The sequence below is a fragment of the Candidatus Aquicultor secundus genome, from assembly GCF_002791875.1.
Taxonomy (GTDB): Bacteria; Actinomycetota; Aquicultoria; order Aquicultorales; family Aquicultoraceae; genus Aquicultor_A; species Aquicultor_A secundus.
Window position 1 is genome coordinate 1 of the sequence record NZ_PFNG01000238.1, and the last position, 17,377, is coordinate 17,377.

The 17,377-nt window shown below is 50.0% G+C and carries 17 protein-coding genes; 9 read left to right on the plus strand and 8 right to left on the minus strand.

What is annotated here, in order from left to right; translation table 11 throughout:
• Positions 1-494: 494 nt before the first annotated feature.
• Positions 495-1,256 carry a cytochrome b/b6 domain-containing protein gene (locus COY37_RS10080; RefSeq protein WP_286678631.1) on the plus strand — a complete coding sequence of 254 codons (762 nt, stop codon included), beginning with the start codon at positions 495-497 and terminating at the stop codon, positions 1,254-1,256.
• Between the two features lie 28 nt (positions 1,257-1,284).
• On the opposite strand, the gene COY37_RS10085 is transcribed toward COY37_RS10080, so the two are convergent.
• The 7 genes from COY37_RS10085 to COY37_RS10115 all read right to left on the minus strand — a co-directional run bounded on the left by COY37_RS10085 (position 1,285) and on the right by COY37_RS10115 (position 9,257).
• Positions 1,285-2,172 (minus strand): anti-sigma factor family protein, encoded by an 888-nt coding sequence (locus COY37_RS10085; RefSeq protein ID WP_286977464.1) that lies wholly within the window; start codon positions 2,170-2,172, stop codon positions 1,285-1,287.
• Positions 2,173-2,256: 84 nt separating this feature from the next.
• Positions 2,257-3,780, minus strand: a complete 1,524-nt coding sequence (locus tag COY37_RS10090; RefSeq protein WP_286678633.1) for a zf-HC2 domain-containing protein — start codon at positions 3,778-3,780, stop codon at positions 2,257-2,259.
• A gap of 96 nt (positions 3,781-3,876) precedes the next feature.
• Entirely contained in the window at positions 3,877-4,764 is an 888-nt protein-coding gene (locus COY37_RS10095; RefSeq protein WP_286678634.1) for an anti-sigma factor family protein, read from the minus strand.
• 45 nt (positions 4,765-4,809) lie between these two features.
• The gene (locus COY37_RS10100; RefSeq protein WP_286678635.1) at positions 4,810-6,348 is read right to left on the minus strand and encodes a zf-HC2 domain-containing protein; all 1,539 of its coding nucleotides are present in this window, start codon (positions 6,346-6,348) and stop codon (positions 4,810-4,812) included.
• Positions 6,349-6,496: 148 nt separating this feature from the next.
• Positions 6,497-7,318 carry a NapC/NirT family cytochrome c gene (locus COY37_RS10105; protein ID WP_286678636.1) on the minus strand — a complete coding sequence of 274 codons (822 nt, stop codon included), beginning with the start codon at positions 7,316-7,318 and terminating at the stop codon, positions 6,497-6,499.
• 17 nt (positions 7,319-7,335) lie between these two features.
• The gene (locus COY37_RS10110; RefSeq protein ID WP_286678637.1) at positions 7,336-8,190 is read right to left on the minus strand and encodes a NapC/NirT family cytochrome c; all 855 of its coding nucleotides are present in this window, start codon (positions 8,188-8,190) and stop codon (positions 7,336-7,338) included.
• A 347-nt stretch (positions 8,191-8,537) separates the two neighbouring features.
• On the minus strand, positions 8,538-9,257 hold the full coding sequence (locus tag COY37_RS10115) for a cytochrome c biogenesis CcdA family protein (RefSeq protein ID WP_286678638.1): 720 nt from the start codon (positions 9,255-9,257) through the stop codon (positions 8,538-8,540).
• Between the two features lie 133 nt (positions 9,258-9,390).
• On the opposite strand from COY37_RS10115, the gene COY37_RS10120 reads away from it, so the two are divergent.
• The 7 genes from COY37_RS10120 to COY37_RS10150 all read left to right on the plus strand — a co-directional run bounded on the left by COY37_RS10120 (position 9,391) and on the right by COY37_RS10150 (position 15,212).
• A complete protein-coding gene (locus COY37_RS10120; RefSeq protein ID WP_286678639.1) occupies positions 9,391-9,810 on the plus strand; it encodes a BlaI/MecI/CopY family transcriptional regulator in 420 nt (139 codons plus the stop codon).
• Positions 9,807-10,916: a M56 family metallopeptidase gene (locus COY37_RS10125; protein WP_286678640.1), complete on the plus strand. Its 1,110-nt coding sequence runs from the start codon at positions 9,807-9,809 to the stop codon at positions 10,914-10,916. The genes COY37_RS10120 and COY37_RS10125 overlap by 4 nt, the downstream gene beginning before the upstream one ends.
• A gap of 190 nt (positions 10,917-11,106) precedes the next feature.
• Positions 11,107-11,769, plus strand: coding sequence for a Fe-S-containing protein (locus tag COY37_RS10130; RefSeq protein WP_286678641.1), 663 nt, complete (start codon positions 11,107-11,109; stop codon positions 11,767-11,769).
• A 34-nt stretch (positions 11,770-11,803) separates the two neighbouring features.
• Positions 11,804-12,145 (plus strand): hypothetical protein, encoded by a 342-nt coding sequence (locus COY37_RS10135; RefSeq protein WP_286678642.1) that lies wholly within the window; start codon positions 11,804-11,806, stop codon positions 12,143-12,145.
• Positions 12,145-13,305 carry an ABC transporter permease gene (locus COY37_RS10140; protein WP_286678643.1) on the plus strand — a complete coding sequence of 387 codons (1,161 nt, stop codon included), beginning with the start codon at positions 12,145-12,147 and terminating at the stop codon, positions 13,303-13,305. The genes COY37_RS10135 and COY37_RS10140 overlap by 1 nt, the downstream gene beginning before the upstream one ends.
• A gap of 30 nt (positions 13,306-13,335) precedes the next feature.
• Entirely contained in the window at positions 13,336-14,493 is a 1,158-nt protein-coding gene (locus COY37_RS10145; protein WP_286678644.1) for an ABC transporter permease, read from the plus strand.
• A gap of 11 nt (positions 14,494-14,504) precedes the next feature.
• Complete coding sequence (locus COY37_RS10150; RefSeq protein WP_286678645.1) at positions 14,505-15,212, plus strand: ABC transporter ATP-binding protein; 708 nt, start codon at positions 14,505-14,507, stop codon at positions 15,210-15,212.
• A gap of 7 nt (positions 15,213-15,219) precedes the next feature.
• Here the strand turns inward: COY37_RS10150 and COY37_RS10155 are convergent, their stop codons facing one another.
• Positions 15,220-15,495 (minus strand): metal-sensitive transcriptional regulator, encoded by a 276-nt coding sequence (locus COY37_RS10155; RefSeq protein WP_286678646.1) that lies wholly within the window; start codon positions 15,493-15,495, stop codon positions 15,220-15,222.
• Positions 15,496-15,957: 462 nt separating this feature from the next.
• Between COY37_RS10155 and COY37_RS10160 the strand changes: the two genes are divergently transcribed.
• The coding region (locus COY37_RS10160) for a heavy metal translocating P-type ATPase (RefSeq protein WP_286977467.1) at positions 15,958-17,377 on the plus strand (1,420 nt) is incomplete at its 3' end.

The following is a 17,377-nucleotide window of genomic DNA, read 5'->3' on the forward strand; positions in this document are numbered from 1 at the left end:
GCAGGACTCGGGGTTTGATGTGTAGATATATGGGATACCAAGAAAGACCACTACTATGACGCCTACTATTGCCAATAAGAGGCGGGTTTTTGTGCTCTTCGGTGCGGTTTCCGGCGCTATCGGCTCTGCTTGAGGTTGTTCAGGCGTTTCTGGCATGTGTGCCCCCCGTCTTAAGGACTACTCTGTATATATCCAATACCTAGAAGTAATTATGTAGCAACATCTTGCTGCTTACAATAAGGTTATCAAAAAAATGATGTATTATTTGCTCAGAGGTTGCCACAAGAGCGGATATACTCGCTAAAGCTCAGCCAAAATGGGTTCGATGGATGTAGCGAGGCCGATTATGCATTACGGGAATTCGTTGTATAGAATACGGTAAGCTGTGTCAATGCACTAGAAGATCGGAGCAATATATCAGCGGACAAGTATCGATTGTGCAACTTAATACATTTTTGGATTTTGCAGGAATAGTTTTATTGGTGATTGTTTTTGTGGCGCTGTATATTGTGCATTTTGGCGGCGATATCATTACCGGACGTGCACGCAAACGCTTTATAAAATGGCAATGGTCGCTTCATGAACTCCCCACAGGGATACGCCGTTCTTTCCATCGAATCCATGCTATTTCAATTCTCGCACTTGCGGCAACCGGAATTTATTTACGATTTCCCATCCAACTTCCAATCGGTGATCACACGAGTATAAAGTATCTCCATTATGCGATGGCGATTATCGCTACGGTATTCTTTGCGGCGGCTGTGCTCAATACTTTTATCAGTAGAAATAAACCGTACAAGGAGTTTGCCTTCTCCAAACGGGACGCAAAAGCAGTGCTTCCGACCATTAAGTATTATATATTTATGGCCTCGTCAAAGCCGCATGTTGCAAATTACAACCCGCTGCAAAAAGCGATCTATGGCTTTATGGTGCCATTCTTGATGGTGATGCAAATAGCTACCGGATTCGCCCTTCTTTTCTCTCCACAAATGCTGGGTTGGGCTGTGCCGCTTACCGGAGGCCTGGAAATAGCGAGGGTATATACGCGATTCGCCCATTATCTTGTCAACTGGTTCTTTATACTTTTTTTGTCTGTCCATATTTACTTGGCGATCACCGAGGATTTACCGGGGCTCTTATACCTCTTTTTCGGGGTCCGGCCGGTGTCAAAAGGCCAACCCGACCATGAGGCGGAGGCGCATACCGTACAAGGGGTGGTGTATGCGAGGTTTGATCCATCGAGTGAAGATATCTAATCCGGATATTGATCTTAAGTGGTTGGGGTTATTCGGTATAGACAATCGTATGCTTTATCGGATCAATGGCAAATATGGATACCTTTGTTAAGTGCACTGAAGGACCCCCGGTATTCCAGATCAAGGCAACCAACCACACACGCTTATTCTCAAACCGTGCTTTTTCTACATATACCGGTAATGACGGTTTTCCGAGAATTGACAGTGCCGTCTTGACGGATTGCTCGGCGGCGGCGCCATCTTCGCCCAGGGAACGGGCCTTCGCCGCAACTTTTGCAACCAGTTTGTTTTGCAAGCCGACTACTTGGGCTATCGTATACTGCTCACAATGCTCAAGTATTGTAGGGTTAATCATTGCGTCACCGATTGTATTACGGGTAAATTGCTTGCCGGATACCACTACTTCCGGAATGGCTTTGTCGGATCTGGTATATGTTCCCGGCCCGGTAGGCAGGCTTTCCACACCCGGCTCCGCTTTTTTACCCTTGAGAGGTTTTTGAAGCAAGAGAGTCGTTGCTGCTTGCGGTTTCTTATCATGTGTCCGGCGGTCTGAGGCGAACCAGAAGTAAGCTTTTAGCAGTCCCGCGGCTATAACGAGCAACGCAACCAGGCGGATGAAAGCAACCATATAGTGATAGTATCTTCGTCTTTTGACAACGAAGAAGCGCTTCATGCTACCGATATGGTAGCGTAGATCATGTCGGCGCATATGTGAAAGGAGGCCTTCAGCCAAGGCTAGGGGCAGGGTTATTTCAGATGTAAGCTTGATCGCGTTATCCAGTAGCCCTACATCAGCAAGCTTCTTTGAGCAAACGGGGCATCCCCTTATATGGCCCTCAAACTCCAGCCTATCGGGTGCTGTAAGATGCTTATCATAGTACGCGGGCAGAAGCAACAAAGCTCTCTTACAATCCATCCTGTTTAGTCCTCGCCTTCACCAGCAGTTCGTTATTCTCCTATATTCCGTTAGGTCGTCATCGCTCGGTAACCGTGTAAAACCCTAAGACCATCCTAAAATCCTGCCAACAGTATCCCAGAAAATCTCAATAGTCGATCTTTTATCGCGTTCATGAACCATTATGCCATACTGGACAAATTCTAGGTCAGCCTCCGAATGGCACTTTCTGCACGTCTTGCGAAGGTTAATCAGAGCAACATGGGAAGTTCGGTTCTTTGATGGCTGGATGTCATGATATCCATGGCAGTCCCAGCAAGCAGGCGCGTCGGGCGCATGGGCTTTATAGGCTTTTCCGTGGTAGTAATCGTCATATGAGTCCCAGTGATCTTTATGACAGCCGCCGCAAATCCGTTGAGCTTTATCGCGCATTGCGGCCAGCGCCTCGGGCTTATCTTTTTGCGTCAGCGTTGAATGCCCGCTGTGACAATCAGCGCACGTTGGGGCAGGCTTGTTATTCTTGCCGGTTTTTCCTGCAAGGGCAAGTTGCCCATGGATACTTTTTGCGTAGATGTCGTACTGTTTTTTATGATTATGGCAATGGATACATGCATATCGCGCGGTTGCCTTCCAATCAGCTTTCTTAAAAGCCTTCTTTTTATTATCGAAATTAGGGTGGCATGCGATGCAATAAAGTGCTTTATGGGGGTTTACACGCTGCTGGGCTGTCGCAATATCCTGGCTTATCTTCGGCCAAGAATCGACTATTCGTGCGGTGGAGGGCTCTATGGCGAATGCTGATATCCTTGAAAGCGCTGCCGCCTGGCCGCCATCTTCCCAATTTATGACTATAACCCAGATATCTTTTCCGTCTTTATCCACTTCTTCGGCATACGAAGGGAGTCCCGGTTTATTGATTGCACCAAGCGCAATTTTAATGCTTGTCTTAAATGAGTTCGTTTCATGGCCGTGTTTTCTAAGATACTTGACCATATCAGAGATAATCAGTTTTTGATACTCCTTGGCCTCGATGACCCTGTAGTTCTGTGCAAATGTAACAACGCTGTATTTTATCGCGACCTTTTCAAGCGTGTCTTTTCTATAATTGCCGATCTCTATCGGCATCTCCGGTCTAGGCAGGAACTCGATCGACTCGGGTCGCACCTCTTCATTTTGCGACTGCGCCGGCTCTTCCTTGAAGACATCCGTGTTAGGATTAGATGTTTGCTGGGGAACGAAGAGCTCTTTCAGCGTTGAAAAACTAAACCCGTGCGTTAAGACTACCAGGGATACTAACAAGATGACGATAGCTGCCATGGTGGTGGCTATTTTAAGGATGGCATCTGCATAACTGCGCAAAGCCCCTTTTTGCTCGGGTTTTTCAATTGCCACCATAGTATGCTCTTTGATGGCAGCTGATGCTCTTTTCGCGATTCGATTTCGAAGCGATTTTGGCAATTGATCGGGGGATATGTTTTGCACTAATATCGGGATATCTTTAAGTGCGGACAACGCTTTTGAGCAGCTGGGGCACGTTTCAAGATGAGCTTGCAGCTCTTTGTCCTTGCTTTCATCAAGCTTTTCTTCGTAGTAATCTGCGAGCAAAGGCAAGGCCTTTTTGCAATCCATTATTTACGCCCCGGTTGAATCATATACCGTTGTGGCTATTTTCACAACATATGGTTGCAATGCGGGCCGACTAATCGTAGGGGAATATGTGTGCGTTTACTCCGTATACACAATCGAATTCTTGGCTGCATCGATCGCAAATACCGAGGCTTTCGAGAGCCGCTCTGAGGGGCCGCCGGTATTCCAGATAAGAACGACGAGCCATACTGTTTTGTCTCTAAAGCGCGCCTTCTCGACATATACGGGCAAGGCCGGTTTATCCAGTATTGCAAGCGCGGTCTTGACGCAGCGCTGGGCGCACGCCCCGTCCTCTCCAAGAAGCCGGGCTTTATCCGCGACCGCCATTGTCAACCGGTCCTTAAGCGGGGCGGCTTGGGCTATCGAGTATTCCGAGCTGTGGTCGAGGATTACTTTGTTCAGCATGATGTCGCCGATATCATCGCGAGCGTAGTGTTTATTTGATATCACAACCTGCGGGAGGGCCGTATTCGAACTTACGTATTTCCCCGATTCGATGAGCTTTTCTGCACCCGGCTCCGCGACTTTACTTTTCGCCGGTTTTGGCATTAAAGGGGCCGTGCTCGCGGTTTCTGTCGGGGTAGAACCGGGTGCAAGGCTAGAATCCCACCATGAGTACAATGTTATAACGCCGATGGTCATCAGCACGAGGCTGCTAAGGAACGCGGTCTCTGATATAAAGCTGACTACATCCCGCCTCTGGACGACGAAAAATAACAAGAATTTATTGACTAAATACCGCGGTCGCGAACGACGGATAAACGAGCGAAACTCACCGGCAAGCGAGAGCGGCAATCCAATGCCATAAGTCGCCTTGAGGGCATCCGCCAATCTTTCTATCTTCTTGGATTCGGTCGAGCAATCCGGGCACGAGTTGAGATGGGCTTCAAGCTCGATTTTATCGGACCGGTCCAGGTCTTTATCATAATATGCGGGAAGAAATTGTAGCGCTCTTTTGCAGTCCATTCCCCGTTGATCCTCCTTCGAAATCAAGCCTCTTTAGCTTAAGAGTTAAGGCTGTCGCTTGCGTTGTAAGTCGTAGAGCCCACTGTTTAGATAGCGCCAGAATGTGTCTGTAACGGATTCGCCCCTATCGGAATGAACGGGCCTTCCATATTGAACAAATGTAAGGTCGGTCGTAGAGTGACACTTCGCGCATGTCATGGGAAGGTTCGCTTTTGCCACATGCGATACGGGGTTGCTTGAGGGCTGGATATCGTGATAGCCGTGGCAATCCCAGCAGACGGGCACATTTGGCGTGTTAAAGATAAAAGCTTTTCCGTGATAGTAATCGTAGTACGGTTCCCAGTAGTTTTTATGGCAGCCACCGCAGATTTCTTGTACTTGCAGGCGCATTGTCGCGCGCATTCGAGCGGTATCATTTGATGCTAAGGTGAAATGGCCTCCATGACAATCAACGCAGTCCGGCGCGAACATGTCGCTCTTACCTTTATCTGCAGAGCGCGCCGGCCGGCTGTGTATACTTTTAGCATATGTATCAGACTGTGCTTTATGGTCATGGCAGTGAACGCATGTTTCCCTGGCTTTGGCTTTCCACTGAGACGGTTGGAACGAAGGGCTATCGTTGTCAAAATTCGTGTGACAGGTTACACAGTAGAGCGACGAGTGTGGGTTCGAAGGCGGGCTCCCCATGTCGGCGTCCTGCGGCGCACACGGCCAGAAATCGATTATTCTTGGAGTTGAAGGGTCGATCGTAAAGACCGTTACTTGTGAGAGCGGTGCATCCTGAGTTCCGCTATCCCAGTTAAGGACGATAACCCAGAGCTTTTTATCATCTTTAACCACCTCTTCAACATAGGAGGGAAGTGCCGGCTTGCCTAATGAGCGAAGTGCGAGCCTGATGCTTGCGGTAAACGACCCCGATCGCTTGCCGGCCTCATCCACCCGATTTGCCATTGATGATACGAGCTTTTGCTGGTACGCCCGCGCCTCAATAACCCTGTATTCATGTGCGAACTTCACGATGCCGATTCTTGTCGCCGCTTTTTCCGCGGTAGTAATATCGTATTGCACCGTTGAAAACGATAATTCAGGTTGGTCCAGTAAATTAAGCGGTTTAGGCTTAAGCAAACCGCCTTTTTGTATTCCAATGCCGGCATCGAGGTCGTTTACGCTGGAAATAGAGGCATCTTGCGATGAAAGGATGCCTTGAACTGAGGAGAACCCCGGACCCTGCGTTAACGAGAGGGGGATGGCGGCGATGGCCATAACGATAACGGCTATAGCCGCATATCTGATAACCGCCGAAAAACTGCGAAGTTCTGCATCGGGCTCGATCTCTGCGGCTATCAGGTCTTCACGCCCCTTCAATGCCGCAATACTTCTTATTCTGATTCTGCGCCTGAGTCTACGCGGTAGTCTGCCGATGGGAATGCTTTGAATAAGCTCGGGGAGTTCCCGGAATGTAGAAAACGCCCGTGAACAGTCCGGGCATGCCTTGAGGTGCTCATTAACCTCTTTGCTTTGCTGCTTGTCGAGCTTTTTATCGTAATAATCCGAAAGCAAAAACCGGGCTTGTTTGCAATCCATCGTTAGCACCTCAAGAAAATCATATAACGAGAGAGGCACTTCTTACAATAGGGACGCATAAATCCGCCGCTCGGGCAATAGCGAGCGTATTCCTCTAATAATGGGGTTGCAACCGATGCGTGGGTTTAACAGAAGCCCGCTTGGTATACTACGGCTGGATACCGTGGCACCGCAAGCAGAACTCCGTCTTATGGCAAGCGTTACAGCCTTTGCGGTCGGCCTTGGCACGCTGGCCGTGGTTGGTTCTCCACATGGTCAAGTGGGATTGCGGTTTTTTCTTGTGGCACTGCATACACCAGTCAGGTCTCCAGTTATGGCATTTGCCGCAGTTGATGACTTTCGACATCCGACCGTGTACCTGGAACCAGTTGGCTTGCTTATGGCTTTCCGGAACCGCCTTTTTGGTGTGGCACGTGCCGCATTCGTCAGGAGCTTTCTTGCCGTCATGGCATGTCAAACAGACTTCCATCTTCGGCTTTCTCTGGTCGGGATCGCCATGGACGACTCGCGAGTGGCAGGTCGGGCAGGTGAGGCCCTTTTTAATATGCAGCTCGTGCGGTACCTTAAGGTCTCCCGAGAACGAGAACTGCCTGTTCATGGAGTGGCACTGCTCGCATGCTCCGTTTTCCGGCTCGAGTTCGCTGGCATGAATCGCCGGCGGGTTTGGCTTATTCTGCACGGTGAAGTGCGCGATGATTTCTTTATACGATGCCATCTTATGAAATACGAGGTTGAAAAAACCTGGTTTTATGTGGCACGAATTGCACGTTACTTCGGCGTGAACCGAACTTTTCCAATTATTCCAGGCCGGGTGCATCTCGTGGCAGTTATAGCAGAAACCGGGTTGAGAAGTGAACTCAAGCGCAGCGTAGCTAAATACGCCAACCGCGACTAAGGCGATGAGCGCTAGCCTGACCCTTTTAGGGTTGTTCTCATAGAAATTGCGCACTTTTTCCAGCAATGAGTTCACGGTCTAATCTACCCTTCCTAGTCTTTAAACGGATCGTGACACCTGTAACAGAACGTCTCTGCATTATGACACACCAGGCAACCGCTCTTATCAACCTTGGCGCGAATGGAGTGGTACGTGCGCCACTTATCGGCGCCGTAATGGGTTGAAGGACGTTTGCTCTGGTGGCAATTACTGCAGAAGAAAGGCGTCCAGCCATGACATTTTTTGCAGTTGTGATCGGGATGAGCTGCATCCCTTGCTACCGTACTGTGTATCTGGAACCATTTCGGCGTCTTATGACTATCCGGGATGGCTTTTTCAGTATGACAGTTCTTACATGTCAGGGTCGGCGCATAGTAGGTTGCCGCAGTCTTTGCGCCGCCGCCATGACAGGTCAAGCACAGTTCCATAGGGGGCCTGCGTATGAATTTTCCTTCCATCTGCGCGCCGTGGACAACGCCAAAGTGGCACCTGACACAAGGTATTTTCTTCTTCTGAAAGTGTATGTTATGCGGAACGAGCAAGTCACCCGACGGGGAAACATTTCGCCAGCTTACATGGCAACGCTGGCATACACTACTATCTATATGTTGTGCCGCCCTGATCGGCGTCGAGTACGAGCCGGTTACGTGGGCGAAGCCATCGGTGATTTTTTCCGGGATTCCGAGGATGAAACCGTAATAGCCTGTTGCTTTGTGGTGACAACTCGTACAGGCGATCTTTTCGTGCGATGAAGCCTGCCATGCTTTAACGTCGTTGTTCATCTCGTGGCACATATTGCAGGTTTGATAGCGGTTTACCATGGCATTTCCCGCAACCATAAATGCGATTACGAAAACTGCCAGTGCGCTAATTTGATATACTAGAAACCTCTTTTTTCTTGGGTCCATCTCTTAAGTAACCATCCTGATTTTAGTATCCTGCCCTGCGTTATAGAGAGTCATCGACCAATTTCAAATCGACTTTAGCGTTTAGCATTCCGGTTTTTATAAGAACGCTTTCTATCCTAAAAACATAAGAAATGCTCGCATTTTGTACGCAACGTTTAATCGGCTTGCTATTATTTTAGCAAAAAAAGTCGGATTAAAGAATGATTTGTTAAAAAACTAAACATTTGTTAATAGTGCAAAAACGAATGAAACAATAGCAACAAAGCCATTACTATTATAATGAGAACAACCCAGGAATTGTCAAGCAAATTTTTCCATAGTGCTAAGATGAGCAGGATTTTTAGTTTTTAACTTCCAAGCCCCTGGAGCAAGCCGTTGATTGCGGTCAGTTTCCCGCTCAGGATAAGAACGCCCATCGCCAGGAGCAGCAGACCGCTGATAATATTGATTACCTTGTAGTTTTTCTTAATCCATTTAAAAGCTCCCAGAGCTGTATTGAAAAAGAGTGCGGTTGCTATGAACGGAATACCAAGGCCTAAAGCATAGATACTTAAGAGTATGGTTGCCTGGTTAACGTTTTGGCTGGTCGCGGCTACCATATAGATGGATGCAAGGATCGGGCCCACGCAGGGAGTCCAGGCAAAACCGAATGCCATTCCCAGCGGGAGCGCCCCCCAGAGTCCGAAGTTGCGCTTATTTGTCTGAAACCGTTTTGTCCCATAGAGCTGCGGAATCTTGATAATATCCATCGTAAACAGCGCAAATATAATTACCACTATGCCGGCAACCTTGGTCATAATCGACTTGTATGAGGTAAGCCAGGAGCCCGCGAGACCCGCGGATGCACCGAGTGCCACGAAGATAATTGCAAAACCGATGACAAAAAGGATGGTTGCGATAAGTACCTTAACGCGCGATTGCGCAGAAGCTTCTCCAAGCCGGTCCACCGATACTCCGGAGATAAATGACAGATATCCTGGGATCAGCGGTAGCACGCACGGTGAAATAAATGATATTATGCCTGCTGAAAAGGCCATAAGCATTGATACGTTAGCGCCGGTTTGCATATATACCCCCTACCGGTATCAGTATTCTTGCTATATTCTAGCACAAGTCCGGTTCAGTTAAAGAGTTTTTCTTGTCAAATCCCCGAGACAGAGATATACTACAAAGCATAGTAATTTATTTTAGAGGTTAATTGTGAAGAAGTTCAAGGTAAACAGTTTCAGGCCAAGCGAATCGGGAAGCAGAAAAGTGCTGGGCGACCTCGAAGCCGATATTATGGACCTCATCTGGGAGCGCGAGATCGTAAGCGTGAGGGAGATCCATGCAATTCTTGAGTGCAACCGGGAAATTGCTTACACCACTGTTATGACGGTTATGAGTCGCCTGTCGGATAAAGGTATTCTCCAAAAAGAGCGCGATGGCAAGCACTATCTTTACAGCGCGACGATAACCAGAGATGAGTTCAGCCAGACGATGCTCGCCTCAATGATAGGCGGAATAAAAGACGACTTCGGTAGAAAGGCACTGGCATTTTTTGTCGACAGCCTGACCGAGGACGACGAAACGCTCGACGAGCTTGAGCGGCTTATTCAAGAAAAAAGGAAACAGTCTTGAGTAAAGCGGATTTTTCATCGAGAAACGCACGTGTCAGTTTAATAGGGCTTATCGCGCTGGGGCTCGGGGCCTGCGCGGCAATCGTCTATAACATCGATAATTGGCTTGCCGGCGGGGCGGCGGTGAAGCGGGTTGCCGAGACTTGTAACGTGTTGGGGTCCGGTTGCTCAAATGCCGTGACGTCGATTTTTAAAATTATAGGAAGCCCGCAGCTAATTTTGTTGACGGTTGCTGTAGCTGCGCTGATTGCCGCTGCGATCAAAGCGGTCTTTGTTGTCGCTTCCGCACGTAAGGTAGCGCAGCGTTATTTTCATACAGCCGAAGAATTTCCACGGCTCGGCGCCATCCTCGGCAATCTGGATGCCACACGCGTGCGTGTGCGCGTTGCGGATGATAGTGCTATCTCGGCCTTTACCTATGGTGTCATAAAACCCACCATCTGCCTTTCTAGCGGACTTATCCGGAGTCTCAACGATAGCGAGCTTGCGGCGCTCGTTGCTCATGAAGTGGGTCACATTAAGCGTCGAGACAACCTGGCTATTTTTCTTGCACTGTTTATCAGGGATTTCTTGTGGCCGCTTCCTATCAGCCACCAGCTATTTGCAATCTTTGTCAGCGAAAAAGAGTTTGCCGCCGATGATTTTGCAGTTCGCATGACGGGCGATCCGGTGGAGCTTGCGGGTGCGATAGTCTCGGTCGCTAAGGCGGTCCATAGCAAAAAAGCATTATCTCCCGCATACGCTACGTTTTTCTCAAACAAGGCCACGGCCAAGACCCGCATACACCGGCTGTTGCAATCGGGTGATACGGTCCGGACCTCGGTGTTGAGGTTGATAACCGGCGCACTTATTAGTGTGTTGATTCTGGCAAGCGTGGTTGGCCTCGCTTATGCACAGCCATCGCTCAACGGGGGCGCCTACGGAAAATGCAAGATGGATGGCGCTTGCATAAAGCATAACTATAGTTGTTGCAGTAGTTCTAACAGTGGTTCTAACAGTAACCCCAATAGTAGAAGTAGATCTATTATTAGATTTAATAATAGACCTAATAATAGATCTAATAATACAGCCACTACTTCGAACGCTACTGCAATAAGCATAAAGTAAATTTTTTTGATGCTAATTACTATGGCATGTAGTAGTTATAGAGCGGGCTTAACAACCCCGTGGTGTCCTTTAAAAAATAATATGCCGGTAAATCCAGCCACAGGCCTGACGATACTAAGAACTACCGGCGACAGGTTGATTGCTGAGTATTTGATGCTTTAAAAATAAATATCTGAAACGAGGTAAGGAAATGAGTAAAAACACTACACCGAAAAACAAGAGGGATCAGTTTGTCAACGCGAAAGGCCCTTCAAAATCCATATATGTCGTGATAGCGGCGGTTGCGATTCTTGTGATGGTCGGCATCGGCTTTTATATGCGCTCAAGCAGTGCCCCGGTCGTAGCGCAAGCAGATCCGCGGGAGGCGAAGTATATCGGGCGCTATTTGCCGAGTGGTTACGATGAAGTCAAGCTCACCGAGCCCATCAAATTCGATAAGAGGATCGATATGACCGACATATCCCCGCAAGTTCAAGGCGGCAACATTGTAATTACGGTTGGCGATATCATAAGCAACCGGATCGTATATTTCGAGTACACCAGACCAAGCGACAAGCAGATTATCTCGATGATGGCGTATATAAAGCCATCGGGCAAACTGTTTACCGGTGTAAGCTTGTGCCCGCCATGTCAGGCCAAGCGGCAGTATTACGATGTAGACGGATTGCTTACCTGCGGCTCTTGTGGGACAAAAAGAGACCCGGAAACCCAGGTCGGCATCTCCGGGGCGTGCAAGCTGTACCCGTTTGACGAAATCGCGCATAAGCTGGTCGGCGATAAAATCCAGATAGCCGAGTCTGACTTAGCCAAGTGGAAACCCCAACCCCTTGATAGGCCGGTTGGCGGACAATAAGTCGTAGGCGGTAAGAGGAGTAAGGAGGTATCTCGTGACGGACGACAAAGTTGAAGAGGTCTTAAGTGAGACTTCAGAAGGCGCTGTTGATTCAAGGCGTCAAATCGCAAAATACGTTGTGTTCTGGGTCGCCATTGTGGCGCTGTTCCTAGTATTTAACATCGTGATAAAGTCCTTAGCGGCGTCCAGGAACGCCGAGGTGGGTCAGAGCGGCTACTATGCATCAGGACAAGCGGTAGCTGCTGCGGTTGGCGGTGGCAATAGCGCAGCCGGCGGCACTAGCGCTGGTAGTTACGGAGCATGTGGAGGATACTGTGGCGGCAGCGCGGGTGCGACCGGTACCGGAAGCTGCTGCTCATCTAGTACAGGCCAGTAATGAGTCTTCACCATATAACATGGAAGAATATAAAAGAACATCCATCAAAAGTAATCCTGCTTATTGTTACTCTGGCGGTCGGGGTGGCGACGGTCGTGAGCCTTTACAGCATCTCTACGGCTATGTCGGTCGATCTGCAGAACAAGATCGACGAGTACGGCGCCAATATGGTCGTTGTGCCGAGAGCGAAAAGTCTCTCGCTCTCCTACGCGGGGATCACGCTCGGCGGGCTACAGTACGGCTCTGCGCTCTTAACCGAAAAAGACGTGAACAAAATCCGCACGATTAAAAACAGCGCCAATATTAATGTGGTCGCGCCGAAGCTTTTGGGCATCGTCGAGCTTAACGGGCGGAAGGTGATGATCGCGGGTGTTCGCTTTAAGGATGAGCTTAAGATTAAGAAGTGGTGGGAGATAAAGCAGGGCGCACGTCCCGCACACGACAAGGACCTGCTGCTCGGTGGAAAGGCGGCGGCGCAGTTTGGGGTCAAGCCGGGCGATTATCTTAAGATTAAGGGCGAGCGTTTTAAGGTTGCCGGTGTGCTCAGCAGGGTCGGCACCCAGGAGGACGACCTCATCTACCTAGACCTCAAGCAAGCCCAGCGGGTGCTGAATAAGCCGGGTGAGGTCAGCCTAATCGAAATCTCCGCTTGGTGTAAGAACTGCCCTATTACGATGATGGTGGATCAGCTCGGCACTAAAATTCCGGGCGGTAAGGTATCGGCGGTACGACAGGCCGCCGAGGCACGAGACGCGGTCATCGGCCAGTTTGCCATCTTTTCCAGCGTGCTCTCGGTAATGATGGGCGTGGCGGCGGTTTTAATAGTCTTTACCAACGTCTTGAGCGCGGTAAGGGAGCGTCGTAGAGAGATCGGTATTTTCAGGGCGATAGGGTACCGAAAGGGCCATATCCTCTATATCATCCTGCTTGAATCGGGCGTCGCCGGTCTTCTGGCGGGCTTGATCGGGTACGCGGCGGGGTTCTTCAGCGCGAGCGCGATTGCCCCGTTGGCGGTCGGGATCGATGTTGGTGTTAAGTTTAATCCCGCGCTTGCCGGTGCGGCGATCGGCGGAGCGGTGTGTATCGCGTTGCTTTCAAGCCTTTACCCGGCGTTAAGCGCGGCACGCCTCGACCCGACCGAAGCTATTAATGCGGTATAGGCTAAAAAGCATGACTATAGGTGAGTACGGATGCATGTATATACTATCGCACTAAAAGATATAACAAGACGAAAAGGCAAGATGGCCCTTGTTGTGGCCGGTCTCGCGGTAGGTGTTGCGGCGCTGGTCGCAATCCTTACCATCGTGCTCTCCTTTCAAAAGGGTATCGATAAGAAGCTCGATACCTACGGCTTTAACATCGTCATCTACCCGGCGTCGTCGAATTTATCGCTGAGCTATGGCGGAATGACGATCTCGGGCGTCGATACCTACGAGGTGAAATCGCTTTTAATGGCAGACCTCGCGACGATCAAGCGCAGTCACAGCGCCGATTCTGTCGCCGCTCTGTCGCCAAAGCTGTTGCAAGTGGTGGATAGTAAAGATAAGAAGGCGCTTTTGGTGGGGTCCGATTTCAACCAGGAGTTTTTGATAAAGAAATGGTGGCGGCTGAATGGAAGCAGACCCACCAGGCCCGATGAGCTGGTGTTGGGTCAGGATGCCGCCAAGAACCTTCAGGTAAAAGCCGGTGACACCCTCAAGCTTTCCGGGAAAGATTTCAAGGTTGCCGCCGTGCTTCAGCCCACAGGCAGCCAGGATGATAGCCTCATCTTCGGTGATTTAAGGGAAGTACAGTCGTTATATAAGCGAGGCGGTGAACTCAGTCTGATTGAGATATCGGCTAAGAGCACTGCGGATATCGATGCCGTAGTAAAAGATCTCAAGAAGGCCCTTCCGCAGGCCGCAGTCTCATCGATTAAGCAGGCGGTGCAATACCGGGAAAAAGCGGTCGGCTCCCTTGCACGATTCGGCCTGGCGATCACCGCAGTAATCATGCTGATTAGCGGACTTATCGTATTTACGACTATGACCTCATCGGTACGTGACCGCAAGCGGGAGATCGGTATCTTCAGAGCGATCGGGTATCGACAATCGGTTGTAGCCCGGATAATCTTAACGGAAACCCTTATTTTGAGCCTCATCGGCGGCGCTATCGGGTACGCGGCGGGGTTTGGTATAGTTTTTATGCTGCCGGCATTTCTAAAGAAGTTTGAGTTCTCTGTCGGCTTAAATGTGCCGGTGTTGATCCTCTCGATTGTTCTCGCGGTTGCGGTCGGCCTGGTTGCAAGCCTGGTACCGGCCTTAAGAGCCGCAAACATGGACCCGGCCGATGCCCTTAAAAGCCTTTAGGAGGAGAAGTAATGTCGTTAGTTGTAGTCAATGACCTGAGCAAATATTTTGGAAACGACGGGGATACCCAGGTGCATGCGCTAGAGCATGTAAGCTTTGAGATTGCAAACGGTGAGTACCTTGCGATCATGGGCCCGTCGGGAAGCGGCAAGAGCACGCTTCTCGCCATCCTCGGCGCGATGAGCCCGCCCAGCTCGGGAACGCTTGTTATCGACCAGATCGACGTCTACGCGCTTTCGCAGGAAAAGCGGGCCGACTTTAGGCGCGAGTACCTGGGATTCGTCTTCCAACAGCTCCAGCTTATCCCATATTTGACAGCGGTTGAAAACGTAATGCTCCCGTTGGTTGTTACGAACCACAAGAATAAGCGGGAACTTGCCGCAACCACCCTTGAACGGGTCGGCCTTGGCGATAAGCTCAACAGGCTTCCCTCCGAGATGTCCGGCGGAGAGCAGAGCCGGGTCGCAATCGCCCGCGCGGTGGTTAACAATCCGCCGATTTTACTTGCAGACGAGCCGGTCGGCAGCCTTGATAGTAAAACGGGAGAAGAGGTATTGGGCCTCTTTAAGCAGCTCCATAGCGAAGGGCAGACCATTATTATGGTCACGCACAATCCCGAATCGATCCGCGATGCCGAACGCCTTGTTCAGTTGAAAGACGGCCGTATTGTAGCTGATTTAATGACCAAGGATGTTATCCCGGCCACAAAATTCCTTTAGTCGGTTTTTAATTTTTTACAAAGCGCTGGATGATGTCCACTAACTCCTGGACCGCAACATCCTCATCCCCGCTTGTGATGGCGCCTCTCAAGCATCCCTTGATGTGGTCGTCTAGGATGATGAAGCCTACCCGCTGCGTTGCGCCCAGCACGGATGATACCTGAACCAAGATATCGACGCAGTACTTATCATCATTGACCATGCGCTGGATGCCGCGAAGCTGACCTTCAATGCGCTTCAGCCTTGATAAAATTTTCTCTTTATCGGCGGAGTATGATGCCATTCGATCACCCCTGTATACCTATACCCCTATGTATACGTTACCCTTATTATTATGGAAATCGCAGTTAGTGTCAATATTCACGTAGCGAAGTAGAATATATTTGCCATTATCGGGCAGATTGATTCAAGACCCTGTAAAATGGTATCCTAATAATACATATAGGGGGTAGGGGTATATTTGTTGTACCTGTTATCTGTGAACTTCTACCACTTATTTTTACTACTGTGATGGATTTTAGCGAACTCGCGATGATAAAGCGATAATAAAGTCGTTTTAAAGAGACTTAAAAAAGAGATATCATGCTGCCGATGAACCGTTTGTCGGACGGCATGCGGCTTAAAAACAGCGACTATGCGAGATTGTAGTTGATACAGGTGTCTGTGAAAGGCAGGGAGACGGAAGATGACGAAAAAATATACCCTTCCCGTTTCGGGAATGACCTGAGCGTCATGTGTGCGCCGCGTGGAAACGGCGCTTAGTCGCGCGCAGGGAATACAAAGCGTAAATGTAAGCCTGGCAAGCCAGAAAGCTACTATAGAGGTTGCTGATAACAGCGTTACGGTGGCCGACCTCGTCGCAGCCGTTGAGGATTCGGGCTATCACGTTCCCGTCGAGGAGATTACAATCCCAATCGGCGGCATGACGTGCGCCTCGTGCGTGCGAAGGGTCGAGCAGGCCCTTCTTAAGGTAAACGGTGTTGTTTCCGCAAATGTAAACCTGGCAACCGAAAAGGGCACGGTAAAGTATATTGCGGAAATGACCGGTCTCAAAGAGCTAAAGCAGGCGATAAAAAATGCGGGCTATGAGGTAAAGGAAGACGAAAAAACCCTCGCGGACGAGATTAAGCCCGCCAGGAGGGATGAGGCCGCAGAACTTAAGCGGCGCCTTATCGTTGCCGCCGCGCTCACGGTTATTATTATGATCGGCAGCATGCATGAGATTATCCCGGCCTTGAAGCTCATTCCGATGCAGATTCGGTTTATCACGCTTCTTGTTTTAACCACGCCCGTGCAGTTCTGGGCGGGCGCCCGATTTTACCGGGGGGCGTATCTTACCGCAAAGCACGGGAGCACGGATATGAACACGCTGGTCGCGGTGGGTACTTCGGTTGCCTATCTCTACAGTATCGCGGTGACTTTCTTCCCTAAGTTCTTCGCGACCCAGGGATTGCAGCATGCGGTCTATTACGACACGGCCGCAGTTATTATTACCTTGATATTGTTCGGGCGCTACCTTGAGGCAAAAGCCAAGGGGAGGGCATCCGATGCTATAAAGAAGCTTATAGGATTGCAGGCAAAAACCGGTCGCGTTGTACGGGATGGGGTCGAGGTCGATATCCCGATCGAGGATATTCAGGCAGGAGACATCGTCGTAGTCCGCCCCGGCGAGAAAGTACCGGTTGACGGTAAGGTCGTTGAGGGTTACTCGTCGGTCGACGAGTCGATGATAACCGGCGAGAGCATTCCGGTTGAGAAGCGTGACGGCGATGATGTTATCGGGGCAACGATCAACAAGACGGGATCATTTAAGTTCAGGGCGACCAAGGTCGGCAGCGAGACCGCCCTGGCCCAGATTGTGCGGCTCGTCGAGGAGGCGCAGGGCTCAAAGGCGCCGATACAGCGCCTTGCGGATGTCGTGGCGAGTTACTTCGTCCCGACGGTCATCACGATAGCCCTTATCACATTCGCCGCTTGGCTTATTTTTGGGCCCAAGCCGGCCTTTACGCTGGCGCTTTTAAACTTCATTGCGGTGTTGATCATCGCATGCCCGTGCTCGCTGGGTCTGGCGACGCCGACGGCGATTATGGTGGGTACCGGTCAGGGTGCGCAAAACGGCATCCTCATCCGGGATGCCCAGGCGCTTGAAAACGCGCATAAGATCA